The sequence below is a fragment of the Pseudothermotoga hypogea DSM 11164 = NBRC 106472 genome, from assembly GCF_000816145.1.
GTDB lineage: Bacteria > Thermotogota > Thermotogae > Thermotogales > DSM-5069 > Pseudothermotoga_A > Pseudothermotoga_A hypogea.
Genome location: NZ_CP007141.1, coordinates 1,864,598 through 1,889,694 on the forward strand (window position 1 = coordinate 1,864,598; position 25,097 = coordinate 1,889,694).

General features: G+C 48.9%; 22 protein-coding genes. 16 read left to right on the top strand and 6 right to left on the bottom strand.

Going from position 1 to position 25,097, the window contains the following annotated elements; translation table 11 throughout:
• The first annotated feature begins 21 nt into the window (after positions 1-21).
• On the top strand, positions 22-1,758 hold the full coding sequence (locus AJ81_RS09150; RefSeq protein ID WP_051368974.1) for an ABC transporter ATP-binding protein: 1,737 nt from the start codon (positions 22-24) through the stop codon (positions 1,756-1,758).
• A gap of 3 nt (positions 1,759-1,761) precedes the next feature.
• On the opposite strand, the gene AJ81_RS09155 is transcribed toward AJ81_RS09150, so the two are convergent.
• Complete coding sequence (locus AJ81_RS09155) at positions 1,762-3,204, bottom strand: gluconokinase (protein ID WP_031502360.1); 1,443 nt, start codon at positions 3,202-3,204, stop codon at positions 1,762-1,764.
• A 704-nt stretch (positions 3,205-3,908) separates the two neighbouring features.
• On the opposite strand from AJ81_RS09155, the gene AJ81_RS09160 reads away from it, so the two are divergent.
• The 6 genes from AJ81_RS09160 to AJ81_RS09185 are packed head-to-tail and all read left to right on the top strand — an operon-like array spanning position 3,909 to position 9,368.
• Positions 3,909-4,910: a C4-dicarboxylate TRAP transporter substrate-binding protein gene (locus tag AJ81_RS09160; RefSeq protein WP_031502358.1), complete on the top strand. Its 1,002-nt coding sequence runs from the start codon at positions 3,909-3,911 to the stop codon at positions 4,908-4,910.
• Positions 4,911-4,969: 59 nt separating this feature from the next.
• The gene (locus AJ81_RS09165) at positions 4,970-5,452 is read left to right on the top strand and encodes a TRAP transporter small permease (RefSeq protein WP_031502356.1); all 483 of its coding nucleotides are present in this window, start codon (positions 4,970-4,972) and stop codon (positions 5,450-5,452) included.
• A 1-nt stretch (position 5,453) separates the two neighbouring features.
• Positions 5,454-6,737: a TRAP transporter large permease gene (locus AJ81_RS09170; protein WP_031502354.1), complete on the top strand. Its 1,284-nt coding sequence runs from the start codon at positions 5,454-5,456 to the stop codon at positions 6,735-6,737.
• Between the two features lie 13 nt (positions 6,738-6,750).
• Positions 6,751-7,512, top strand: a complete 762-nt coding sequence (locus tag AJ81_RS09175) for an SDR family NAD(P)-dependent oxidoreductase (RefSeq protein WP_031502352.1) — start codon at positions 6,751-6,753, stop codon at positions 7,510-7,512.
• A 16-nt stretch (positions 7,513-7,528) separates the two neighbouring features.
• A complete protein-coding gene (locus AJ81_RS09180; RefSeq protein WP_031502351.1) occupies positions 7,529-8,371 on the top strand; it encodes a MurR/RpiR family transcriptional regulator in 843 nt (280 codons plus the stop codon).
• Positions 8,372-8,387: 16 nt separating this feature from the next.
• Entirely contained in the window at positions 8,388-9,368 is a 981-nt protein-coding gene (locus tag AJ81_RS09185; RefSeq protein ID WP_031502349.1) for a phosphoglycerate dehydrogenase, read from the top strand.
• 20 nt (positions 9,369-9,388) lie between these two features.
• On the opposite strand, the gene AJ81_RS09190 is transcribed toward AJ81_RS09185, so the two are convergent.
• From AJ81_RS09190 to AJ81_RS09205, 4 genes are read right to left on the bottom strand one after another with little or no spacing between them, the layout of a single operon-like run.
• Positions 9,389-9,979: an HAD family hydrolase gene (locus tag AJ81_RS09190; RefSeq protein ID WP_031502347.1), complete on the bottom strand. Its 591-nt coding sequence runs from the start codon at positions 9,977-9,979 to the stop codon at positions 9,389-9,391.
• A gap of 7 nt (positions 9,980-9,986) precedes the next feature.
• The gene (locus AJ81_RS09195; protein WP_031502345.1) at positions 9,987-10,817 is read right to left on the bottom strand and encodes an ABC transporter permease subunit; all 831 of its coding nucleotides are present in this window, start codon (positions 10,815-10,817) and stop codon (positions 9,987-9,989) included.
• A gap of 10 nt (positions 10,818-10,827) precedes the next feature.
• Positions 10,828-11,715, bottom strand: coding sequence for a carbohydrate ABC transporter permease (locus tag AJ81_RS09200; RefSeq protein ID WP_031502342.1), 888 nt, complete (start codon positions 11,713-11,715; stop codon positions 10,828-10,830).
• 55 nt (positions 11,716-11,770) lie between these two features.
• Complete coding sequence (locus AJ81_RS09205) at positions 11,771-13,069, bottom strand: ABC transporter substrate-binding protein (RefSeq protein WP_031502341.1); 1,299 nt, start codon at positions 13,067-13,069, stop codon at positions 11,771-11,773.
• A gap of 345 nt (positions 13,070-13,414) precedes the next feature.
• Here AJ81_RS09205 and rsmH point away from each other — a divergent pair, with 345 nt between their 5' ends.
• From rsmH to AJ81_RS09250, 9 genes are all read left to right on the top strand, one after another.
• Complete coding sequence (gene rsmH / locus AJ81_RS09210; protein WP_031502338.1) at positions 13,415-14,287, top strand: 16S rRNA (cytosine(1402)-N(4))-methyltransferase RsmH; 873 nt, start codon at positions 13,415-13,417, stop codon at positions 14,285-14,287.
• Between the two features lie 15 nt (positions 14,288-14,302).
• A complete protein-coding gene (locus AJ81_RS09215) occupies positions 14,303-14,590 on the top strand; it encodes a hypothetical protein (RefSeq protein WP_031502337.1) in 288 nt (95 codons plus the stop codon).
• A gap of 64 nt (positions 14,591-14,654) precedes the next feature.
• Complete coding sequence (locus tag AJ81_RS09220; RefSeq protein WP_231845468.1) at positions 14,655-16,370, top strand: penicillin-binding protein; 1,716 nt, start codon at positions 14,655-14,657, stop codon at positions 16,368-16,370.
• Positions 16,371-16,465: 95 nt separating this feature from the next.
• Positions 16,466-17,650: an RNA-guided endonuclease InsQ/TnpB family protein gene (locus tag AJ81_RS09225; protein WP_039658587.1), complete on the top strand. Its 1,185-nt coding sequence runs from the start codon at positions 16,466-16,468 to the stop codon at positions 17,648-17,650.
• An 83-nt stretch (positions 17,651-17,733) separates the two neighbouring features.
• Positions 17,734-18,339, top strand: coding sequence for a site-2 protease family protein (locus AJ81_RS09230; protein ID WP_031502401.1), 606 nt, complete (start codon positions 17,734-17,736; stop codon positions 18,337-18,339).
• 15 nt (positions 18,340-18,354) lie between these two features.
• Entirely contained in the window at positions 18,355-18,843 is a 489-nt protein-coding gene (locus AJ81_RS09235; protein WP_031502403.1) for a hypothetical protein, read from the top strand.
• Positions 18,840-19,919: a non-hydrolyzing UDP-N-acetylglucosamine 2-epimerase gene (wecB, locus tag AJ81_RS09240; RefSeq protein WP_031502405.1), complete on the top strand. Its 1,080-nt coding sequence runs from the start codon at positions 18,840-18,842 to the stop codon at positions 19,917-19,919. The genes AJ81_RS09235 and wecB overlap by 4 nt, the downstream gene beginning before the upstream one ends.
• Positions 19,916-20,992: a Gfo/Idh/MocA family protein gene (locus AJ81_RS09245; RefSeq protein WP_031502407.1), complete on the top strand. Its 1,077-nt coding sequence runs from the start codon at positions 19,916-19,918 to the stop codon at positions 20,990-20,992. Before wecB ends, AJ81_RS09245 begins: the two co-directional genes overlap by 4 nt.
• Positions 20,989-22,590: a sensor domain-containing diguanylate cyclase gene (locus tag AJ81_RS09250; protein WP_041425812.1), complete on the top strand. Its 1,602-nt coding sequence runs from the start codon at positions 20,989-20,991 to the stop codon at positions 22,588-22,590. Before AJ81_RS09245 ends, AJ81_RS09250 begins: the two co-directional genes overlap by 4 nt.
• Before the next feature lies 1 nt (position 22,591).
• Here the strand turns inward: AJ81_RS09250 and AJ81_RS09255 are convergent, their stop codons facing one another.
• Positions 22,592-25,096, bottom strand: a complete 2,505-nt coding sequence (locus AJ81_RS09255) for an ATP-binding protein (RefSeq protein WP_031502410.1) — start codon at positions 25,094-25,096, stop codon at positions 22,592-22,594.
• Position 25,097 lies beyond the last annotated feature (1 nt).

Consider the following 25,097-nt stretch of genomic DNA (forward strand, 5'->3'; position numbering starts at 1 on the left):
TTCGTGGAACTAACTTTTGGGGTGATCACCTTGAAAAGGTTACTCAAGTACGCAAAGCCCTACGCGTGGTTTTTTGTGCTTGCGATATTCGTGGTGCTCGTCTCAGCCGTGGTGGATCTGTTGCCACCACAGCTGATCAGAACGATCATAGACGGTTATTTGAACAACGAGGCTTTGTCCGAGTCTGAGAGACTCTCTGGGATCTCCAGGCTTGGTTTCGCAGTGGTGGGTGTGTTCGCGGCACAATTCTTGTTTGGCTATCTCAGCACTTTTATCACGTCGTACTTAGGCAACAGGATCGTTCACGATGTGCGTACGGAGCTTTTTAGAAAGGTTCTTCGCTTGCCCATGTCCTTCTTTGACAGAAACCCATCGGGTAGGATCACCACCAGGATCGTCAACGATACCCAGAACATACAAGAGTTCTTCACGAGCGTCATCACGGCGATGGTGAAGGATGTGTTTCTCCTCGCAGGTACGATATACTTCCTGGTTCGTCTCAGCCCGAGACTGTTCGCAACGAGCAGCTTCATTTTCCCCATCATAGCGGTTGCGATGATCCTGTTCAGATACTTCGATCTGAAAGTCTACAGAGAAGTGCGGACCAACTTAGCGAAAGTGAATGCTTACCTTGCGGAGCACATCAGCGGGATGAGCGTGATAAAACTTTTCCTCGCTGAGGATTATAAAAGAAAAGAATTTGACTCGGTGAACTCGGAACTCTATAGATCTCAGCTCAAACAGCTTTACGTGTTCGGCATCTTTCGACCTTTCATAAGCTTTGTGAGGCACATGGCCACGAGTGCGATCATTTACTTTGGAGCGAGAATGATCTTGCAGCAGAGCATCAGATTCGGTGAACTCTACGCCTTCATTTCCTATATAGACACCTTCATGAGACCGTTGGAAGATATTTCCGAAAAATACGACATAATCCAGAACACCACGGCCTCGTGCGAAAAGATATTCTCCCTTATGGACGAACAACCAGAACCGAGCGGAAAGAAAAACAGCGATCTGAGGATTGAAAAGGGCAAGCTGGAATTCGAAGATGTCTGGTTCAGTTACGATTCAGAAAGGTGGATCTTGAAGGGGATCAATGTCGTTTTCAATCCCGGAGAACTGACCGCAATTGTTGGCGAAACGGGTGCGGGAAAGACGTCCTTGATGAACCTTATCAACGGACTTTACGTACCACAGAAGGGACGGATCCTCATCGATGGGAAAGACATGTTCGAGTACGATCTGACGAGAATCAGGAAGCAAATAGCAGCAGTTCCCCAGGATGTGATTCTGTTCACAGGAACGATTCTTGACAACGTGAGATTGTTCGACGAATCCTACAGCGAAGAACAGGTCGTCGAGGCCCTCAAGAAGGTCCACGCTTACGACATCGTGTCTCACCTGACTGATGGAATCCACACCAAGATCGTCGAAAGAGGTTACACGCTCTCCGCCGGTGAGAGACAGCTCATCGCTCTCGCGCGTGCCGTTTTGTTCGACGCCAAGATCCTCATACTCGACGAAGCCACGAGCAACATCGATGTGGAAACTGAAACAAGAATAGAGGCAGCGATAAGAGAACTTTCCAAAGAAAAGACCATGATCATGATCGCACACAGACTTTCCACCGTGAAGAACGCGGACAGAATACTGGTCGTGCATAACGGTAAGATAGTTGAAGAAGGCAAGCACGCACAGCTACTGGCACGACAGGGCGTGTACTATCAACTTTATCAAATTCAGTTCGCCTCGTGATTCTCAAAGCTTCTCTGCCCACAACTCGTACAGTTTCTGATAATAAGGCACGAGCTTCTCGTCCGGTTCGTAGACCTCGAGCTCACCTTTCAGTGCTTCCATAGCCTTTTTTCTGTGATCTTCACCAAGCAGGTGCCAGATCGCTCCTAAGGCGGTTCCCTGTCTCTTGCTCTGTACGATAACCCTCTGATTGATGACAGTCGCGAGCATCTTGGTCCACACGTCGGCTCTGGTCAGGCCACCGGTCGAGTAGATCCGATCACACTGCTTGGGTAGAAGTTTCACCACATCAAAGATCCTTCTAAGATTCAGGATGATGCCCTCCAAAACGCTTCGTGCCACCATCCATTCTGTCGTATCACCGCGAAGATTCAAGAATTTTGCGCTGAGTCTTGGATCCAGTTCCGGAAATCTCTCGCTGAACACGAACGGATAGAACAGAACAGCGCGCGAGATGTCCACGTTGTGGAAGTTCTCTTCGATCGATTTTATGATCTGTACATGGTCGTGTCTGGAGAACAGTTTCACGTACCAGTCGAAGACAATCCCACCGTTGCTCGTCGCCACTCCATCGATGTAATGGTCTTCGTCCACAACGTAACACCACACACCAGGTGATGGATAATCCTTCGGTGGCTCACTCACGATGGACCTTATCGCCGCACTGCTGCTCGAAGAGATGGTCACCGAATCGTCCACACCTGCGCCGGAACCTATGCTCGAAGCTGCGGCGTCCGAGATACCCGCAAAAACGATCGTGCCTTTGGAGAATCCCGTTCTTTCACACGCTTCCTTGATCATCTCTCTTGCGAAACGTGGCGAGACGAGCTCCGGCAACTTGGTTTCATCGACGTTTGCCAACGCTTTGAGAACGTCGGTCAACCAAACTTTTCTGTGAATGTCCAAGAATCCTGTTCCAGAAGCAACGGAAATATCACTGACCAGAGTTCCGGTGAGTCTGTAGAATATGTAATCCTTGATCGAGACGATCTTACACGCTCTTTCGATCTTTTCGGGTTGGTTCTGTGCGAACCACATGAGTTTGAAGAGAGGATACGCGAAGTTGCTTGCGCAACCTGCCGTGTTTTGGAGGAACTTTGTGAGTTCTCTATCCTTCTTCACCTGGAACACCTGGGGTATGGACCGTTCATCTACCCAAGGAACGACGTTACCCATGGGCTCAAAGTTCTTATCGAGAAAGAGCAGAGAATGCAGCATGCTGTCGAGAACGATACCATCAACGTGGTGAAACTCCTCTCCCACTCTCTTCAACGCTCTGAACACGGCGTTCTCGATCTGGAAAGGGTCCTGCTCGAACATAGAGGGACCAACACTGAACACATCGTAAGGTTCGCTGACGTCAAGCAAAACCTTCAACGCTTCAGAATCGTAGAGGATCACCTTCACAGCAGTCGTACCTATGTCTACACCGACGTATATTCCCACCTGCGACACCTCCACACGGCTATGTTACACCAAGCCAACCAGTGCGGCAAGACCTGGGCTGAGAAAACATCCAGACAAGCGATGCGAGTGTTTCCATGAGTGTTGTGTTTCTGCATGCGTCGGAACCGACAAACAGGTACATCGCATAAATTACTTCTACCGATTTCGAGTTTCTTGCTCGAGAAGAAATTGACCGATACGCAGGTGATACAGTAACACTGCCTTACAGAGTGGTAGATTTAGAGCAACTGTTTTGAAGAAAAGCAAGAAGTCGACCTGAAAACCGCGCATGGGACTCGTTTCCAGGGTTTCCTATGATTCAAAGCAACATGCAAAATCCCCCAAATAAGAGTCAAAACTAACATAGAAGAGTCCACGCGGTCCAGCGAGATATCCTTATCCTTATATCTTCGCTTCTTTGATAGTCAGACACCATGGTGTAGAAAAAATTCAGTGCAATCGCGAGATCGATGATTCTGCATCACGCTGACTGGGCTTGCACCATGAGACCTGTCAACAGAAACGAACGCAAAAGCGTTTCCGGTAAGCACTTCATAACGCTTTTACAGCTGGATTGGAAACCTTTGAGAAACGTTAACAGATGACCCCTGTTGCAAGGGGTCCCTTTTTCATATATAATTTTTTTGACATCCCACTACTTTGTGGGAGTTTGTCAAAATATTTTTCTCAAAGGGGGAGTAGTTATGAGAAAGCTGCTGGTCTTGACCATCGTGGCAATCGTTGTCAGCACATTGCTCGCGGCACCCAAGTACGTACTCAGGTTCAACCATGTTCTCGCGGCCACAGAACCTTACCACGAAGCGTTCTTGAAGTGGGCCAAAGCTGTGGAGGAAAGAACCAACGGAGATGTGAAGATCGAGGTGTTCCACAGCGCACAGCTCGGCGTGGAGGAAGACATACTCGAACAGATCAGGGCCGGTGCACCGGTGGGACAGAACACGGACTCGGCACGAATGGGCATGTACGTTCCCCCAATTGGTGTTATGAACATCGCTTACTTCATCGACTTCATGGGTGCGAAAACACCAGAAGAAGTCATTCAGGCTCTGCAGAAAGTGAAAGAGTCACCCTCCATGAAGAAGTGGCTCGACGAACTCGAGAACAAGTACGGCTTCAAAGTCCTCTCTTTCTTCTGGGTGCAGGGCTACAGACACTTCTTCACGAACAAGCCTGTCAGGCAACCTGCAGATCTGTCTGGATTGAGGATCAGAACACCACCGTCGCCAGCTTGGCAGGAGTCCATCAGGGCACTTGGAGCACAACCTGTAGCCATAGCCTTCGGCGAGATCTACACGGCGATTCAAACGAAGGCTTGCGATGGTGCCGAGCTGACATATGCAAACGTTTACAATGGCTCGCTGTACGAGGTCGTAAAGTATGCCTCTGAGACGGGGCACATACTACTGATCAACTTCGAAGTTGTCAGTGCCAAGTGGTTCAGAAGCCTGCCACCCGAATATCAGAAGATCATCGAAGAAGAGTGCGACAAGGCTGGTATTGAAGTCTCGATGAAGATCATGACGGAACTCAGCGAGCAGTTCAAGCAGAAATGCATCGAAAAGGGCATCATAGTGATCAGCGACGTTGACAAGGCAGCGTTCATGGAGGCGGCGAAACAGGCTTACATCAAACTCGGCATAATGGACGCGTTGCAGCAACTCATCAAGGAAGTCAGAGGCGAGTGAGTTGAACCCAGTCCCCCAGGGGGCTGGGTTTTTTATACTCTTTTACGAGGTGAGAGATCGTGAAGAAGTTCGACGAGTATCTGGTGAGATTCGAAAAGACTGCGGCGAAGTTGTTGCTGATCGTTATGATCGTCATGGTGTTTTCTTCAGGTGTGGCAAGGTTTCTGAAGAACTCCATGAACTGGGCGGTTGATTTCAGCTCCTTCCTGTTTGCGTGGGCTTGTTTTTTCGCAATGGATATTGCCTGGCGCGAAAACAAAATGATGTCGGTCGACCTGTTCGTTAAGAGGCTACCAGCAAAGGTTCAGAGAGTGATCAGGATCGTCATGCTCTTAATAATTCTTGCCTTCTGTGTCTACATGATCATCTGGGGTGCTCAACTGACCTGGACACAGAGGTTCAGAAAGTTCCAGGGGATGCCGAACTTCAGCTATGCATGGGTCACGATGGCAGTTCCTGTTGGCGCGGCTCTGTTGGCCAGATCAACGGTGCAAAAGATAATCAAGGAGTTCAGCAATAAAGTTGTCAAGGAGGCAAAATGACATGCTCTGGATGCTTGTAGCGTTTCTGGTTTTCATGCTCTTGGGTATGCCCATTGCGTTCGCCATAGGTATTGCGGGCTTCATATGGTTCTTGCAACATCCATACCTTCCGATCACCATCCCAATTCAGTTGGCGCTTTCACAGATCATCAATTTCACGTTGCTCGCCATTCCGATGTTCATCATCGCAGGCAGTGTGATGAATTCGGCGGGTGTGACGAAACGTTTGCTGGATTTTGCGTCCTCACTCGTGGGACACATGAGAGGTGGATTGGGACAGGTTTCAGCCGTCTTGTCAACCTTGATGGGCGGCGTGTCGGGTTCAAGCATCGCCGATGCAGCGATGGAGACAAGGATGCTTGGTCCGGAGATGTTGAAGAGAGGCTATCCTCGAGGTTTCGCTGTGGCTGTCAACGTCTGGACGAGCTTAATCGTGCCGATAATACCGCCCGGTATAGCATTCATTCTGTATGGTACGATCGGTCAAGTTTCTATCGGAAGGTTGTTTGCGGCAGGTATCATACCGGGTTTGTTGCTCATGATGATCTACATGTTCGTTATCCACTTGGTTGCGAAACGACTTGGGCTTCAACCTGAGAGGGAGAAGCGAGCTTCGAGGAAAGAAATCGCGCGAGCTTTGTCGGAGAGCATTTGGGCTTTGATATTCCCCGTGTTGTTGATACTGGGTCTGAGAACGGGCATCTTCACACCATCAGAAGTCGGTTCCTTCGCAGTGATTTACGGCTTGATCGTCGGATTTTTGATACACAGAGAGATGAACCTGAAACAGTTCTTCAGCGAGACACTCGAGAACTCAATCGGGGACATTGGCGCAGTCCTGGCGATCTTAGCGATGTCGAACATCTTCAGTTACGGCATGGTGTGGGAGAGGGTGCCCGAAACGTTAGCCAGTTTCCTGCTCGGTATATCGAACAATCCTTACGTACTGATGATAATCATCATGTTGTTCTTGATCTTCGCTGGCCTCTTCATCGATGCCACAGCTCTGATCCTGATGACCACCGCAGTGCTTCTGCCCGTGGCGCGAAGGTTGGAAATAGATCCAGTGCACTTTGGTCTGGTCTTCATACTCTCCGCGGCGATGGGTAACCAGACCCCACCCGTTGGCGCTTCGATGTACGCAGGCTGCAGCGTCCTGGGAGCCACCTTGGAAGAGTACACGAAGGCGTCCTGGCCGTTCTTGATAGCCACGATCATCGTAATACTTCTCGTCATTTTCTTCCCACAACTTTCACTGTTGATACCGAAACTCATATTCGGTTGAGGAGGTGTTCAGAATGAACTTTGAGGGGAAAGTGGTTCTCATCACCGGTGCAGGTTCTGGCATAGGCAGGAAGGCTGCGATCATGTTCGCGGAGAGGGGTGCAAAGGTCGCAGTTAACGATATATCCGCTGAGAGGGGCAATGAAACTGTCGAGATGATCAAGAAGAATGGAGGAGTAGCGATCTTCGTCCACGGAGATGTGTCCAAGGTTTCGGAAGCGGAGAAAATAGTGAAGCAGACCGTTAATGAATTCAATCGGCTGGACATACTCGTGAACAACGCGGGCATAGTCCCATCTGGAAAAGTAGAAGATCTCACCGAGGAAGATTTCGAGAGAACGATGGCCATCAACGTCAAAGGGCCCATGTTCCTTGCCAAATACGCCGTTGCGGAGATGAAAAAGGTGGGTGGGGGTGTGATAGTGAACGTTTCCTCTGTGGCGGCACTCAAAGGGATACCGAATAGGTGCGTTTACAGCGTCTCGAAGGCAGCACTGCTGGGGTTGACCAAGTCGTTGGCCATCGACTATGTGAAAGACAACATCAGAGTGAACGCCGTGTGTCCTGGCACCACCTATTCTCAGGGTCTTGCAGAAAGAGTCAGAGCGTCTAAGGATCCGGACGCAGTGCTCGCAGAGATGATCGCAAGACAGCCCGTCGGAAGGCTGGCAAAGGAGGAGGAGATCGCCTTTGCTATACTATTCGCAGCGTGTGACGAAGCTGCTTTCATGACCGGTAGTTACATCGTGATCGACGGAGGTGCAACGACGGCTTGAAACTGGGGGGCGATGTATGAACGTACTTCAAGCGATAAGGGAGAACTATAGGACGTTGACGAAGGCGGAGCGTCAGATCGCGGATACGATTCTTCAGAATCCGAGGGCAGTCTTGGAGTGTTCGATAAGCGAGTTAAGCCAAATATCGGGTGTGAAGAGCGAGGCGTCCGTAGTCAAGTTCTACAGAAAAATAGGTCTGACGAGTTTTCAACAGTTCAAGGTCCTCTTGGCCCAGGAACTGTCGAAAGCACCTTTGGAGATAGTCTACGAGGACATTACCGAGGGTGACGACACTATAACGATCACTCAGAAGATTTTTAAAGCCACTGTGAGAGCGATACTTGACACACTCGACACGATCGACGCGACGAGCTTGGAGAAAGCGACGGAACTCTTTCTGAAGGCCAAGAGAGTCTTCTTCTTCGGCTTTGCCGCCTCGGCGGCCGTCGCGTTCGATGCGTTTCACAAGTTCTCTCGTCTTGGAAAGCACTGCTTGTTCTCGAACGACGAACACATCATGGTCACACTCCTTGCGAACGCGGCAAAAGACGATCTCGTTGTGGCAATTTCGCACACTGGCGAAACCAAATCGATAGTTGCTCTGTCGAAGAAGGCCATCGAGATGGGTATACCAGTGGTCGCAATTACGGGAAACGGCAAGTCCAGTTTGGCAAAGTTGGCCACGGTGGTGCTCGTGACGAACACGAAAGAAACGAAGATCCGGACCGATGCCATGACCTCCCGTATAGTACAGTTGGTCATTTTGGACACGATCTACACGTTGCTTGCCGTGAAAGATCCTTCGTCGATAGAAAATCTTAAAAAGAGCAGACTGGCAATATCCGAGTTGAAGTACTGAGACGGAGGCGATGTCGGTGAAGAGAGTCTTGGTTCTGGCCAGAACTTTTGGAAAGTACTCTAACGAACCTTTGAAGTTGTTGCAGGACAACGGTTTTGAAGTCGAGAGAAGAGAAAATGTGGATGCCGATGGTCTCAAAGGCTTCGACGCCGTGATAGTGGGTGTTCAGAAGATAACACGTGAGATGATGCAGAATTCTTCCGTCAAGATCATTGCAAAACATGGGGTAGGAGTCGACAACATAGATCTCGAGGCCGCCACCGAGCTTGGAATCCCCGTGACTGTGACACCCAACGCGAACGCAGTTTCTGTGGCTGAGCTAACGATAGGGTTCATTTTCGCTTTAAGTAAGAAACTCATCGATCTGCACAACACGCTCTATCAGAAGCGTCAGTTTGTCTCGAGCGTTGGTTTGGAACTCCACGGCAAGACTTTGGGCGTCGTCGGATTTGGTTCGATTGGAAAAGAAGTCGCCAAGAGGGCGCTGTGCCTCGGTATGCGCGTGCTCGTGTACGATCCCTACGTAGAGGAAAGCGTTCTGAGAGAACTGGGCTTTGAAAAGGTGGAGCTCGATCAATTACTGAGGCAGAGCGATTTCGTCAGTCTGCACGTGCCTTTGAACGAAAGCACGAGACATCTGATCGATCGTGAGAAACTTTCTCTGATGAAGAAAACGGCGTATCTCATAAACACCGCGCGTGGTGGTGTTGTCGACGAGGAAGCCATCATTGAAGCCCTCAAGAACGGTCAGATCGCTGGTGCGGCGCTGGACGTGTTCAACGCAGAACCGCTTCCAGCAGACTCACCTTTCTTTGACTGTCCCAACGTGATAATGACTCCACACGTTGGGGCACACACGTACGAAGCTATACTTCGCATGAACATGATAGCTGCCGAGTCCATTGTGGATTTCTTCAGCGGTAAGATACCGAAATATGTTGTGAACAACGAGGTGATCCCAAGGCTTCTCCAGAGGGGATTCGCCAGACAAACATGAATCAAAAGCTGTGCGTTTTCTCAATCAATCCCAAGTGAGGCCAGCTCTTGCTTCAACTTCTCGGCGCTCGTGAACAGCAACGAACGTATGTTTATTTCTCTGGCCGCCGCAACGTTCTCGATCGTATCGTCCACGAAGAACGTTTCTTCAGGTTTTGCCGATTCGCTCTCCAATATGTACAAGAAGAATTCTTTCTGTGGTTTCATCAGGCCGATCTGGTGAGACGCGTAGACTCGGTCGAACACGTCGTAATGTCCCTGCTGTGAATGGATCAGATAGTGTGACTCTATTGTGTTTGTCCCGGCGACGACTCTGTACTTCGTTTTCAACTCTTCTATCAGTCGCACTGTGTCTGGTTTGAGAACAGGCTTGAAGAACTCAGCCCAGAGATCTCGTTCGATCGTTCGGCCGAAAAATTTGGAGAAGTTTTTCCAAAAATCTTTGGCGGAGATCTTTCCAATTTGAAGCTCTCTGAGGCCCGCCTTCTGAGCCAGTGTGAGAAACTCTCGTTCGCTCAGGCCGAGGTGCCCAGCAATCGGAAGGACAACTGAGGTACCGTCACACAGAACGCCTCCAACATCGAATATGAAGAGCTTCAACTTTTCAGCCATATGTAGTTCACTTTTCCTCCTTCATGCTGAAACCTTCCATGAAAGTCTTTTGGAATATGAGTAGCATCACGAGAGGTGGTAACATCGCCATAATCGTGCCAGCCATGATGACGTTCCAATCGGCCGCTTGAGCCTCCGAAGCGAGCAGCATCTTTATCCCTATCTGAACGACACGCATCTCTGGGGTCGTCGTGATGATGAGCGGCCAAAGATATTCGTTCCATATGTAGTTGAACTCTATCAAGAATAGTGCACCCATGTTCGTCTTCGACAGTGGTAACAACACGTGCCACAGGAATCTCATCGGGCCAGCACCGTCTATCCTCGCCGCATCAGCTAAGGAACCAGGGACAGTCAAGAACAGTTGTCTGAACAGCAAGGTACCCGTGGCGCTCGCAAAGAACGGTACCGTGAGCGCGTAATAGGTGTTGACCCACTTGAAAGCTTTCATGAGATCGTAGGTTGGCAAGAGTCTCACCGGTAGGGGTAACATGTGAGTAATGAGTATTAGAGAAAAGAAGAGATACTTTCCTTTGAAATCACCAAAGTAGGTGAAAGCGAACGCGGCGAGAATAGAAAAAAGTATCTTCGCGAGAGCGACCACAATCGCAATGAAAGCACTGTTGAACATGAGCCTTCCCATCTTGGCTGACTTCCAGGCCTCTCTCATGTTCTGGATCAGGTGGAAACTCGGTAGGAATTTCGGTGGAAAACTGTAAGAATCCTTGTCATTGAGTGTCGCCATGACGAACGCATAATAAACGGGAAACATGACGACGACCAACAATATCGAAAGAACGACGTAGACTTGGATCTTCTGCCTTTTGTACACCTTCATTTCCCATCACCTAACCATAGAAGACTTTCTGCTGAGTGTAACGGAACTGCAAGATGGTCAAGACTGTGACGAAGACAAAGAGAACCACAGACTGAGCTGAAGCGAAACCTATGTCGATCGATATGAAACCGTCCTTGTAAAGCTTGTAGACCAGCACTTCCGTTGCGTTCCCTGGTCCACCTTTGGTCATGATATCTATGAGACCGAACACTTCAAAGAATGCGTACAGCATGTTCATGATCAGCAGGAAGAACGTCGTTGGTGACAGGAGTGGAAAGGTCACTCTGAAGAAACGCTTGATGCCGTTCGCCCCATCTATGGATGCTGCCTCCAGTAACTCGGTTGGAATCGCCTGCAAACCTGCAAGGTAGAATATCACATTGTAACCGAGCATCTTCCAAACAGCTGCCACGATTACAATGGCGAGGGCAAGCCTTCCGTCGTTCATCCAGTTGATGGATTTCCCCGACAACAATTTCACGAGGTAGACAACAGGACCGGTAGCCGGATTGAACATCAACGCCCAAATGGTGCCAGCGATCGCTGGTGATATTGCGTAGGTCCATATGAAGAAGGTTCTGAAAACAGACATGCCTCTTATTCTCTGATTCAACAGCACAGCCACAATCATGCAGAACGATAGTCCAATCAAGACAACGGCTGTCGCGAATATCAACGTTCTGAGCAAGCTCTGGACGTAGGCTGGGGAATTGAAAAGCCTAACGAAGTTGTCGAATCCCACGAAAATTCGTCTGTCACCGAACGGGGAAACTCTGAAGAAACTTTGGTAGATCGACTTCACGGTTGGGATAATGAAGAACACAGCGATCACAACTATGGAAGGCGACAAAAGAATGTACGGAAGCAATTTGTTTGGGAACCTACTCTGAGCATGCATCGAATCAGCCTCCAAAACTCGAAAGATGAGGAAGGGGGCGAAAGCCCCCTTCGCATCATTTACCGTACAGTGAAACGTAGTCCTTCAGTATCTGGTTGCACTGTTTTGCTGCCTCGTCCAGAATCGCTTTGGCAGTCTTTTCGATGTCTGGGCCTTTGTACTGCAATGCTTTTTCGAATGCGGAATCGACGACATCCCTTATCGCAACGAAATTGCCCAGTCTCACTCCTTGCGATTCCGGTCTGTTGATACCACTCAGTATCTGCAGGAATGCCGTGAGATAGTTTGGATGTTCGGAGAACCAACCTTCGTCAAGTAAACCTTTCAACGCACTGTTGCTCGTTGGGAAATAGCCTGTCGACTTGTGCCACTTCTGCGAGACATCCGGTCTTGCCACGAACTTGAGAAATTCCCAAACGGCCTTGTAATCTTCTTTGGGTTTACCCTTCATCACCCAAAGCGTAGCACCACCGATGACGGAGTTGCCACGAGGATAGCCCGGAATTCTTGGGAGGAAAGTTGTGCCAACTTTGAAATTCGCTTTTGCTTCGATCGATCCGAGTGAAGATGTGGACTGAATCAACATTGCTACCTGACCTGCAATGAAAGCGTTGTTGGCGTTGTACTCCCTGCCACCGTAAATAAGGACACCGTTCTGCGCCCATTTGATCCATTCGCTGAACACCTTGACACCGAATTCTCTGTTGAAGTAAACCTCCGTGGCCTTGGCCTTCCTTCCATTTTCGTTGTTCGCATAGAACTGAGCGTGCAACGCGTGCATCTGTTCGAACACCCACGCCGGCCAACCAAAAGCGATACCACCAGGTGCCGCACCAGACTGAACTATTTTCTTACCGTACTCGAAGACCTCGTCGAAAGTCGTGGGCGGTTTGTTGGGATCTAAGCCTGCTTTCTCGAAAATGTCCTTGTTGTAGTAAAGCATCGCTGTTGATGAGTTGAACGGCATTGAGTAGAGTTTTCCATCCACAGAGTAGTAATTGAGTATCGGGACAACAATGTCCCCCCAGTCAAAATTCGGTTCGGCAAGTTCATGGACCGGAACAATCGCGCCACTGTCGAGCATGGTCTGAAGTCCCACTTCGTAGACCTGAACGATATGTGGGTGCGTGTTGTTCCTGTAAGCTGCTATGGCTTTGGTGAGCGTTTCGGCATAACTTCCAGTGAACACGGGTACGACTTCGATGTCCGGGTGGGTCTCGTTGAAGGCTTTCACGATATCTTCGAGAGCCTTGAGGTTCTGACCACTCATCGCATGCCACAGTGTGATCGTGGTCTTAGAGAAGACAAGCAGTGCCAGTGCTGCCAGTAAGAGTGCCACCAGCCATTTCTTCATGCCCTCACCTCCCACGAATGATTTGAACCAAGAATATTGTACAACTTAGAATCGCGAAAGACAAAATGTACAGTGATTCGGGCATTGTCCGAAATTTTTGATTCAACAAAGTGAGGACTTTTCTTCTCACGTTCGTTCGAAACGAAAGGTTTTTAAAGATTACTCGCCGTTGTGAATGCACCGACCACTCGGGATAAAAATTGTAAACATGAGATTACCTTTCTCGCAGGGACATAAATTCCACAACTGAGGAGGTTTTTCGTCATGTTAATGATGAAAGGGTCGACTTGCTTTTCTAAAGAGTTTAGCTATATAATACAAAAGAAAGTCAGCGGAGCGGATTGGATGGATATCGTTCATGTTCCTGTTTTGGTGAAAGAGGTCCTTGAGTTTTTCAAAAACATCGAAGGTGTGTTCCTTGATTGTACCGTGGGTTTGGGTGGACATGCCGAGGCGATATTGAGCAAGATTCCCAACAGTGTCGTTGTGGGATTGGACGTGGATGAAGAAGCTTTGGATCTGGCAAAGAAGAGGCTCGAGCGATTCGTACTCGCGGGGCGTGTCAAACTGTTCAAGAGCTCGTATGTGGATGCGGTAGAGGTTCTGAAGAATCTTGGTTTTGATCATGTTGATGCCATTTTGATGGATCTCGGAGTTTCGTCAATGCAACTGGAAAAAGCGGAGCGAGGTTTCTCGTTCAACAGAGATGGACCGCTCGACATGAGAATGGACAAACGACAGAGTCTGACGGCGTACGAGATAGTGAACTCGTGGGATGAAGAGGACCTGAGCAGGATCATATTCGAGTACGGCGAAGAAAAGAGATACGCACGACGTATCGCAAGGTTCATAGTTCGCAACAGACCCATACAGACAACGAAGCAATTGGTTGAAGTTCTTGCCAGAGCCATTCCGAACAAACACAGTAGAAAAAGACATTTCGCGACCAGAGTGTTTCAAGCGATAAGAATAGCTGTGAACTTTGAGCTTGAGAATTTGAAGAAATTTCTCGCTCAGGCTCCAGAGCTTTTGAGACCGGGCGGTAGGATTGCGATCGTGTCGTTCCACTCTTTGGAAGACAGGATCGTCAAAGAGTTCTTCAGGAACGAGCCGAAGTTAAAACAACTGACGAAGAGGCCGATAACACCAAGTGAATCCGAGATAGCGTTGAACCCAAGAGCCAGGAGTGCCAAGTTGAGAGTAGCGGAGCGGGTGTGAGAGGAGGGGGGAGGTTTGACCCCTGCAAGATCAATAGCGAAGCGGAGGAGTCGCGCGGTTGAACGCACTTTGTCTCTGTACCTCGTGAGGCTCGTCTTGATAGGTGCCTTCCTTGCGATTATACTTGTGGCCACACTTCCGATGGTGAGATTGACGCACACCGTGGCAAACTTGTCCAGGGAAAACAGAGTTCTACAGATGCGCATCCTTGAACGTGAGCAGCAGTTGAACCAGTTACAGGCTGAACTGATACTGCTGATGTCCTCACGAGAGGTGATCAGTCCGAGATCTGATGGGCAATAAGTTAGTATCAAACCGATTGAAATTCTTGATCTTCACCTTCCTCTTCTTCTCGGTGGGTTCTTTTGTGTTGCTCTCGCTGAGAAGTTCACATTTTCGTGTTGGACCAGTCTGGACGATCCGAATTCCCGCCTCGAGGGGTAAGATTCTTGACGCTCAGGGTAGGCTCTGCGCGTACGACGGGTTCGTCAGCGTAGCATATCTGGACATCGATTATCTGAAGAGTGCAAATCTGGATCGACTCAAACCGCATCTGGAACTTTTGTTGAAAAATTTCAACGTTGGCAAAACGGCCCAGGACGTTTTTGCGAGCCGGCAGAGATTTCTCAGACTCGGCGAAGCGACATCCCGAGATGAGATCCTAAGGTTGATACCCACAGAGTTGCTTCCCTACGTATCGATCGAACTTGAACCGCGAAGAAAGAGATTCACCGATTTCGGCATCGATAAGATCTTGGGCACGGTCATCGGCAATCGTGGAGTAGGTGGCGTGGAGGAAGCACTGGATTCACAGCTACGGGGCAAGAAAGATGGTAGGGCTTTCTTGCGCTTTTCTGGATTCGTAACACTCTCACCCAAACTGGAATCGCTCAGAGAACCAATAGACGGAAAGGACATTCGATTGACGATAGATATGGAGTTTCAGCGTACATGTTACGAAGAGATTCTCAAGGCGAGGGAACAGAACCAAGCGGTCAGTGTTGGGGCCATAGTCATGGAAACAAAAACTGGAAGAATCAGGGCCATGGTAACGACGAGAAGCTGGAACGACGCGGTACTTGGTTATTTTGAACCTGGCTCGTCTTTAAAACCCATCGTTTACGCGATTGCGTTAGAGAGCGGTGTGATTAGCGGTGAAGAGACTTTCAACTGCACCGGGCAGATAAAGCCCGTCCCGGAAGTTGACGTAGTCGTGCGAGACATCGACGTGCATGGCGTCGTGAGCGTGAGTGAGGCGTTGATTCATTCTTGCAACAGTGCGACGATAATGATCGCCAAACGCATTAAAGAGCAACTGGGCGACGAAGTGTACTACGAGTGGCTCAAAAGGTTCGGATTTGGTGAGAAAACCAACATCGAGATAGCTGGGGAAATACCCGGGGTGCTCAGAAAACCAAGCCAGTGGTCAAAGATAGATTTCGCGATGGTGAGCATTGGTCAGGGTATAGGAACACCACCTGTGCAGTTCTTAGCGGCGTTCAACGTGCTGGCAAACTCTGGAAAATACGTCAAACCAACGATCGTCGAGGGTGGATCAGTGGAGGAAAAACGTGTCATCAGCGAGAGAACGAGTGATTTCATCCGCAAAGCTTTGCATCGCGTTGTTCTCGAAGGGACCGGTAAGCGTGCTGACGTGTTCGAGGTGAGCGTGGCAGGTAAAACGGGAACCGCACAGAAGCTCGTGGGTGGAAAGGACAAAGACAGGTACTTCTCCATTTTCGTGGGTTACTTTCCGGCCGAAGATCCTCTCTACACGATTCTGGTCTACATAGACGAACCCTCGGCAGGTGCATATCTGGCAGGGGAAGTCGCCGCCCCGGTGTTCGCGGCGATAGTGAAGAGAATACTTCAGATCAGAAAGGAACATCCTTTGAAAGTTGTGGCGACTGTTATGCCAGATCTGAGAGGTCTGACGTTACGTGACGCCTTGCTGATACTGGAGCAAATAGGAATCAGAAAAGAAGACATCAGGTACGAAGGCGTGGGTACAGTGAAAGAACAGTATCCAGAGCCCGGTGCGATCGATTTCAGAGATAAAAGGATCTTTCTGAAACTACAATGACAGAAAATAGTGTTCCGCAAGCCCTTCTCCTTCAGGGGATGGGTAAGGAGCTTGTTCGTTATTAGCATGTGTTATAAATTGTATAGGGCGAAACAATGTCAAGATATATAGTCAGAACTTACAAAGTGCCTGTTCCGAGAGAATTGTATCCTCTGTGTTCTGAGCTGAACAGGCTCGCTGGTCGAATCTACAACAAAACCATGTCGCTGGTCAAGAAAGTAAAAAGCAAGAAAGGTTTCTGGCTTTCACCAGGAGCAGCACAAAAATATATCCTGCGTTGGAGTAGCACTATCAATATCCATACCCATTCCAAACAGGCTATAGTTCAGCAATACTTTCAGGCGCTTAACAGTTACTTTACTGCAGGCAAGACAAACCCACAGTTGAGACCACCACATAAGAAGAAAAGGTTTATGCCGTTCATCTGGAAAGATACTGCTATAAAACTTTCACCAGAAGGGGTTCTGAAACTTTCAATGGGTAGTAGTCAAAAGCCAATTTTGATACAAACGACACTGCCAGCCGGTACAACAATTAGGCAAGTAAGACTTGTGTATGAGGCTGAGAAATATTATCTTCACCTTGCAATAGAGGTGAAGAATGAGCATGAGGAGAAACAGTCTGTTGAAGTTATGTCTGTAGACCTTGGCATACTCCGTCCAATAACTTGCTTTGATGGCTCTGAAGTGGTCTCGTATCACGGTGGTATTCTCAACAGTCTAATCAGATATCGCAATAAGAAGTTGGCAGACTTTCAGCAAACGTTAAGCAAATGCAAGAAAGGTTCCAAGAGGTATAGAAAACTGTTGAAAGCAAAGCAGCGAATGCTGAAACGAACAAAGCATCAAATAACGGACATACTGCACAAGATAACCAGCAACTTTCTTGGCATATGTGCACAAAGAAAGATTGCAACCATCATGATTGGCGATGTCACAAACATTCGAGAGCGTGTAGAAGGGAACGATAACTTTAATCAAAAAGTTCATCAGTGGTGTTTCAGAAAGATGGTGGACATGATAACCTACAAAGCACAGCTACTGGGGATTCAGGTCTGTCCTGTATGTGGTAGCAAGAATCATGCGGTTGGTCGCAACTATGAGTGTAAAAGTTGTGGATTTAGGTATCACAGGGACGGAGTAGGAGCGATAAACATCTGGCAGAGGTATCTTGGGAAGAAGTTCCAAGTAGTAGCGGGATTGGCACCCGTCAGAGGTGTAAGGTTCAAACCACACCTCTGTGGCCATGGAGTATCAAACGCTCCGTGGAAGGCAGCCTAATGAGCTGCTAAGAATCCCATCTCCTTCAGGGGATTGGGAGTGTCAAGTAGTCAACGTGATAGAATCTAAGTCGAGGTGCTTCGGTGAATCTGGAGACGCTTTTCAGACAGATCGTGACAGGATTCTTGGCCGTGGTTTTGACGATCGTACCACGCGAGTATTTCAAGGCGAGGCTGGCGGTCAGGCTGGGTGATCAAACGCCTGCGAAGGTTGGACGCACCAGCTTGAATCCTTTTGTTCATCTCGATCCGATCGGTACTCTGGCCTTCATCTTTCTCAACTTTGGTTGGTCCCGCCCTGTTCCGGTTAGACCATGGAATTTGAGAAAGAGAAGAAAGCATTTCCTTCTGGTGTCCTTAACTGGCCCGGCGATAGGAATGGTTTGTTTTCTCCTGTATGGTGTTTTTGCAAGATTCTTGAACAATTCCGAGTTGGTCTTCGAGACGCTCAGCAAAGCTGCGAGGTTCAGTCTGACCTATGCACTGTTTTCCCTCTTTCCCATACCACCCTTAGACGGTTCGAGAATACTCGGTGCACTGTTGCCTGAGAGTTACACCGAATGGTACTTGAAGTACGAAGTTTACGGTGTTCTCTTCATGCTGGCATTGCTTTTTCTGTGGATCATGCCGTTGATCATGAATCCGTTCGTGAAGTTCATTGAAAAACTGACGATCATCTTCACAGGTTGAAAGGAGCAGTAAATGATGTTGTTCATCAAGTATCCAGTGTCACTGAATGTGGTCAGAAAACTGAAAGCGTCAGATCAGATCGTTTTCACGGGAAGGTTCGTCATCTTGGGTGAAGCAGCCTTTCAACGGATCATCAACTACGAGCGTGCCGAGGGATTGATACCGGATTTCATCAAGAATGAACTCATCTGTCTTGGCCGCATCGAGCAAAGTTTTGTGAAACCGATTCCTTCAAAGAGCTGTGAGCAGTTCCTGGAAAAGGCATTTCTGTATGGTGCAGTGTCTGTGATAGCATTCGACACGAATTTGAACGAGACCACGTTCAGGAGGTTCTCTCGAGTACTCTTCGTCCCGGAGTCCGAGATTCGTCCAATCTCTGAGAGAATTCTCGCATACTCAGACCTCGATCAGGATGCCGTGTACGAGGTCGAAGTGGAACGACTCGTGATGCGCGTGGCGATAGACAGCAAAGGAAACAAAACGTCATTGGAGGTTCGAAAATGAAGTACTGCTTTGTGTTCGGTACCAGGCCAGAGGTGATAAAGGTCGCACCCGTGTACAAGTTTTTCATCGAAAAGAACGAAGAAGCGTTCATCGTGGCAACGGCACAGCACAGAGAGATGATGGACACGATGATGAACGTGTTTGGCATAGAAGCAAAGTACGATCTTAACGTGATGACGCACGATCAAACGCTCGACAGCGTTGTTGCAAGCATCATGCAAAGACTGCCACCAATTCTGCAACGAGAAAGACCAGATATTCTGTTTGTTCAGGGAGATACGACGACCGCGATGAGTTGTGCGATCTGTGCATTTCATTCGAAAGTTCAGGTGGCGCACATCGAGGCAGGCTTGAGAAGCCATGATCTCTACGATCCGTTTCCTGAGGAGATGAACAGGAGAGTCATCGATGTTGTCAGCACTTATCTGTTCGCGCCGACGGAGAAAGCGAGAGATAACCTGATCAAAGAAGGTATAGCAGAGGATCGCATCTACACGGTTGGTAACACCGTGGTTGACGCTTTGAAGATGATAACAAACAGCTTCGATCTACCACAGATGAGATCCCGGATCGTTCCTTTCGAAAGATATATTCTGTTGACTTTGCACAGGCGGGAGAACATAGGCGAGAGGATGGTGTCGATACTCTCGGCTGTCGCGAAATTTGCCGAAGAGAGAAACATCCACGTTGTGTTGCCTGTGCACAAGAATCCCAATGTCAGACGAATCGTTTTCGACACCGTGGGGTCTAATCCACACTTCAAATTGATCGAACCTGTTGATTACGTTTCCTTCCTCGCGCTATTGGAAGGCTGCTGGTTTGTGGTCACCGATTCCGGTGGGGTCCAGGAAGAAGCACCGTCGTTCGGTAAGTTCGTTGTGGTCGCCAGGCGCACGACGGAAAGACCTGAACTCATAGAGTCGGGATTTGGAATACTTGCGGGGACCGAGGAGAACTCGATACACGAGGCTATGGTTTCAGCGAGCGAGACGAAACTCGATACTGCGGAAAATCCCTTTGGTGATGGGAAAACTTCTGAGCGAATCTGGCGCATCGTGAGAGGTGTTTCACAGTGAAGCTGAGAATGGCTCTGGTAGGTTGTGGTAGAATTTCTTCCAAACATGTCGAGGCGATCGAGAAAAATTCTCGTATGCTCGAGCCAGTGGCGGTGTGTGACATTATCGAAGAGAGGGCACAAAAGACTGCGGACGTCATCGAAAAGAAGCTTGGCAGGCGGCCAGAGGTTTTTACCTCGTACGTCGATGTTTTGCGTCGGACTGACGTAGACTTCGTCTCCATAGCCACACCGAGCGGTCTTCATTATGAGATGACGATGCAAGCACTGGAGTTCGGCAAACATGTCTTGGTCGAAAAACCTCTCGCGCTCGATACAAGGCATTTGAAGGAGATCGTCGAAACCTCGAAGCGCAAAAAGTTGAAAGTTGGAGTGTGCCACCAGAACAGGTTCAACCCCCCGATTCAAGAGCTTCGTAAGAAGATAGAAGACGGCTCTTTTGGAAGGTTGTTCCATGGCACCGTTTCGGTGCGCTGGAACAGGAACGAGAGCTACTACAAGCAGGACGCTTGGCGTGGAACGTGGGAACACGACGGTGGTGTGCTCATGAACCAGTCGATCCACGGAATAGATCTGTTGCAGTGGATGCTCGGTGAAAAACCGAAACGCGTACTGGGATTGATCAAGAATATGAATCATCCTTACATTCCGGTGGAGGATCTTGGGATCGGGATAGTGGAATTCGAATCGGGTTGCGTTGGTATCATAGAGACAACTTCGAACGTTTTCGACAGAAACCTGGAAGAGGTGCTCACGATTTTCGGTGAGAGGGGAACGGTAAAAGTCGGAGGGCTTGCCGTGAACAAGATTTTGGTGTGGCGTTTTCCAAATGAAGAAGCTCATCCTTTTATGAACTTGCCAGATCCAGAAACTGTGTACGGGCACGGTCACGTTCCACTTTACGAAGATTTTTGTCGTGCAATTTTGGAAGACAGAAAACCGTACATAGATGCACAATCGGCCTCAAAAGCAGTCGAGATCGTTCTGGCAATATACAGATCCTCTCTGGAGAAGAAGTGGGTGGAGTTTCCGTTCGAGTTCTCGACCCTGGACATGAAGGAGTGGAAGAGTTGAAAAAAACGCTCCTTCTAATTGTTCCAGCGACGTTGCTCACTTACTTTTTGAGGCCCTTCAGTTTAACGACTCTGGACCTCGCTTTTCTTCTGTACAGCATCGCTGTCTTCAGCATAAGGAGATCTGACAGGACCGCTTCACTCGGCTTGTTCGTTGCTTTGCCACACGCCTTGTTTGGATCTGAAAGTTTGGTTCCCCTGATCGTTGCACTCGGTGCATCGATGCGAATGGATAAAACCGCCTTCAGAAAGAGGTTGAGCGAGTTTCTCAAATATTACTGCGTTTACGCGTTGACTGTCGTGTTCTTCGTTCGGGCAACGGATCCCGTGTGGAAATCGCTTTTGTTAAGCTTTCTTCCTTTCTCACTGATGTTCTCGATTCAATTCAACAAGTGCAAGTGGTTCTTCGTGGAAGACGCAGTCTTTGTCTCGTGTTTGGCATGCCTCCACATCATCGGTCAATATGCACAAAGTTGGTGGATCTTGATCGCCTTCGCACTGAACTTCGTCGTCTACAGGTGGTTGCTCCACTACAAGATGAAGACTAAAGAACTCTCAAACTTCGAATCCAATTACAGAGATTTCAGGAAGAAACTCGCAAAACTGGTGGAAATGGTAGACAGCACATCACAGAGTTCTTCCATCTATGAGAGTTTGAACAAGCTCGCCGAAGCGATCAGCGACTTGACGGGTTTCAAGCACGTGCTGATCAACGTTTTGAACAGGGACCTTGGCGTGATCCAGCGCGTGGCGTATCATGGTATGAGCGAGGAGGAGTTCACAAGACTGAGACAGAATCCTCCACCGATCGAATACGTGCTACGGTTCACCCAAGAACGTTTCAGAATAAGCAACTCGTTTTTTATACCCGAAGGTGCGATCGAATTGCCCGCAGAATACGTCGCGATTCTGTTGAATGGACCAATGGAGGACGAGCCCGAGGCGTGGCGACCGAACGATATGCTGATCGTTCCCATACGCAGCCCGATGAACGAAATGGTGGGTTACATCTCGGTGGATGCGCCACAGAGCGGGAAAAGACCCAGGCTGGAAGACATACAGATCATCGAGTTAGTGGCCGATCAAGTGTATAAGCTTTTGGAACGATCACAGCTGTACCACGATATCGTCACGAGAGTTTCTTACGATCCGCACACGCTCTTGTTGACACACTCAGCCTTTCTTGGTGTGCTGGAAGCTGAAATTGAAAGGGGGAATCGCTTCGCGGTCGTGATACTCGACGTGGACGATCTCTCAAGCATAAACGCGCGTTTCGGGCACGAAGCTGGCGATCAACTGCTGGAAAAGATCTCCGACATCCTTCGCAACAGAACGAGAAAGACCGACGTTGCGGCGAGGTTTGGGGGAGAAGAGTTCGCGTTGCTCTTGAGGAACGTCACCAAGTCCAAGGCCATAGAGATCACCGACAGGTTGCTCGAGGAAGTGCGCAGGATCGAGTTCAACGTGAGAGTATCTTTGAGCGCCGGTATCGCAATGTTCCCCGAGCACGGGCGAACCACGCAAGAACTCATCAAGATTGCGACTCAGGCGCTCCAAATTGCCAAGATGTCGGGGAAAGACAGGCTCATGATCCTTTAGATCACGACAGATAGGCCACAGGTTGTACCTTCAAGAAATCCACCAGCTGTCTGTCGCTCGTCAGAAGTACCACTTGGCGCCTTTGGGAAAGCTCCTGCAAGAGCTCAGCGACGGTCCTCAGACGCTCCTCGTCGAACCTTATCATGAAGTTGTCAACGATTAGAGGGAGCGGTTCGGAGAGTTCGAGGACATCGTGTAGGGCGAGCTTGTAACAAAGAACCATCTGATCGAGCGTGGCCCTGCTCAGTACACTTTCTGTTCTTTGCAGATCGGTGCCCACCGCGATCTTCACGGAAAGATCTCTGTCCACGATGACATTGTTGGCCAGTTTTGAAAACCTCCTGAAAGTACCCACAAAGAGGTTCGCGAAACTCTTCACGTAGGAACCTGTGAGGTTCTCAAGCTCAGAGCTCAAAAACTGTGAGAAAGAAGGCAATCTTTCCAGCTTCATGTTCAGCGTGGAGATTAGAAGCTCAATTAAGGATCGTTCCCTCAACAGTTCCACCGTTCTTTGAAGTATCGACTCGTCGTCAATGTGTTTTTCCAGTTCGGCGAGTTGGGATTGCAGATCAAAAAGGTCTCCATCAACTTTCTTCAGAAGGCTTTCGAGTTTGGTTTTCTCGCCCAACAAGTTCGACAAGGCTGCGTATTGCTTCGACAGACACTCCAAGTCAAGCTTCTCCAAACAGTTCTTCACACGTTCGAGCTTCTCCTTCTCAGCCGTCAAATTTTCGACACGATGGTACCGCTCATGTGCCTCCTGCGCTTCGTCGTAACTCTCCAAGCCAAAACTGTGCAGCAGCCGCTCGAATTCGATCTCCCTCAGTTGTCTTTCCCGATCCAGAGCGTTCAATTCGCTCCTAAGATGCTCGATCGTTTCTCTCAGCTGTGCGATCTTGAGGGTTTTTTCGTCGAAGAGCGAAACCTTTTCTTCGAGTCGCAGTATCACGGTGGGAACGTCGGAAAACTCGTGCGCCCCGTGCTGTCTGAGTTCTCTCAGTAGATCTTCAACCTCTCTTTGCAGTTCTGACTTCATGCGCTCGAATCTTTCTTTCTCTTTCGACCAATCTCTGTATTCTTCGTAGATCTGCCTCAACTGTGTGGCATCCTTTACCCCAAACGATTCAAGAAACTTTTGCACGGTCGTCGCCCTTTTCTTCTCAATCATTCGCAACTCCAACTGGCATTTCAACATCTCTTCTTCGAAGTGGGACACACGCTTGTCCAAACTTCGAGCGCTCAACATAGAGATGAGCGCACCGAGACCGAGCACTGCCGAAAAGGCAAACCACCAGCGAGCTATGCTGAAACCAAGGACCACCGAGACCGCGGCCACCAAGAGCAGGATTATCGCTGTCAAACGCAACTTTCCAATCTTTCTTTTGTCTTTCGACACGTTTTCTTCCAAGACCTTCAACTTGCTCCTCAGCTGTGCCTCTTCTTGATCTTGAACGCGCATCTTCTCGTTTGTCAGTTCATCCAAGAAGTTTTCGCCGAACTTTTCAAAGTATTTCCAGCTCTCTCGATAACTCGATTCGAACTCACGAATCTGCTGAAACTTGGCCTCCAAAAGCTTGTAAGTGAGGCGAAGGTTCTTCAGCTTGAGCTTGAACGTTTCTATGTCCCTGTGTCCCAAAGAGTTCAACAATTCCTCACGTTCCTTGATGGTCTCTTGGAGCAATTTCGACACTTCTTCCAGCTTCATTGAACGTTCCTCAAAGAGCATAATCGCTTCGTCCAGTTGTTCCTTCGCGTGGCAAATACGTTCACGCTGCGGTTCATCGATGATCGTATATTTTTTCTCCTGTTCTAAGCGATCCTCGAGTTCTTTCAACTCTCGCTCCAGCTCACGTCCCAACTGCTTCAAAGATTCCTCTATCTTCTGGTTCAATCGTTCAATTTGAGCCTTAAGCTTGGCTTGCTCTCCACGCAACGTCGAAATCTTTTGCGCCAACTTCGAAGCTTCTGCAGACCTCACGAAGCTTTCCTGTCTCGCTCTCTGAAATTCCTGAAGTTCGTTCTCTATCTGCTTCAGTTTGAGCTCCAGCTGTCTCTTCTCCGACAGGAGCTTTTCACCGTAGCTCGCAGCCTTGGCCAAGGCGAGTCTCAAAAGTTGTGCCTCTTCGACGCGTTGGAGGTTGTTCCTCATCCTCGCAACGAGGGAATCCTCGGCCTTCCTTAGTTCCACGTCCTCCTCATCGCTCAAGAACATCAAACTGTCGGCGAAGCTTCTCTCGAAGGGTTTTTCTGCGGAAAAGCTCGAAAGCACGACCTCTTCTTTATCCCTGTAGATGGAGATCTCACCGCCAAACTCTTCACCGTCCCATGGTTCATACTTTTTCAGTTCCGATTCGTCCAGGTTGCAGAGGCACGAGCGAACGAAGTTGTACAGCGTCGTTTTCCCAGACTCGTTGGGACCGTAAATGACGTTCAAACCCTCATTGAATGAAATTTCAAGACGCTTGAGTTTACCAAAGCCTTCGATTTTCAGTTTTCGTATCTGCACC